The 751-nt window shown below is 43.3% G+C and carries 1 protein-coding gene and 1 pseudogene; both read right to left on the bottom strand.

Going from position 1 to position 751, the window contains the following annotated elements:
* Window positions 1-665: tRNA pseudouridine(55) synthase TruB (truB, locus tag ACS8FC_RS17020; protein ID WP_439297656.1), on the bottom strand; the 665-nt coding region annotated here is incomplete at its 3' end.
* A gap of 9 nt (window positions 666-674) precedes the next feature.
* Window positions 675-751: pseudogene (locus ACS8FC_RS17015) on the bottom strand (ribosome-binding factor A); the annotation flags it as partial.

Raw genomic sequence — 751 nt, 5'->3', positions numbered from 1 at the left:
CCGACTTGCGTACGACGCAATGCCGTTAAATGTCCAAGCGTACCCAATGTTTTCGCGATATCCTCTGCTAACACACGTACGTAAGTCCCTTTGGTACAAGTGACTGTCAAACGAATCTGTATATCATCAATCGCATGCAGCTCGATAGCCTTAATAGTGATATCTCTCGGTGGCCTATCGATTTCAATACCAGCACGGGCATACTCATACAGTTTTTTGCCATCTTTTTTTAATGCTGAATACATTGGTGGTATCTGCTGCTGAGCGCCCAGAAACTGCTGGGCTATACTCTCCAATGAAGCATCATCAAATGCTGGAATAGCGGATTGTGCCACCACTTGACCGTCTGCATCACCCGTATCTGTTTGACTACCCAGCAAAATCGTTGCTTGGTAAGACTTGTCAGCATCCAGTTGATAATGGCTAAACTTGGTCGCTTCGCCTAGGCAAATCGGCAGTAAACCAGTTGCCATTGGATCAAGCGTACCAGTATGACCAGCCTTTTTGCTATCGTGTATCGGTGACTTAAACAAATACTTCACTTTTGACACAACTTGCTGTGAAGTCATACCTTTGGGTTTGTCCACCAAGATAACACCTGAAACTTTTATTTTTTCAGGTGCTTTGTTGGCTTTTTTATCAACTTGCTTAGACGCTATAGACATAATAATAATTTACTCGTCATTCTCGTTTTGCTCAGTTTTAGTGACGGCTTTACTGATCAAGTCCATCATGTAGTTACCACGAGCAG

The sequence above is a fragment of the Psychrobacter sp. 1Y4 genome (genome assembly GCF_051847555.1).
The sequence above is the reverse complement of the archived record's forward strand: the minus strand, read 5'-3'. Positions and strand labels throughout refer to the sequence as shown.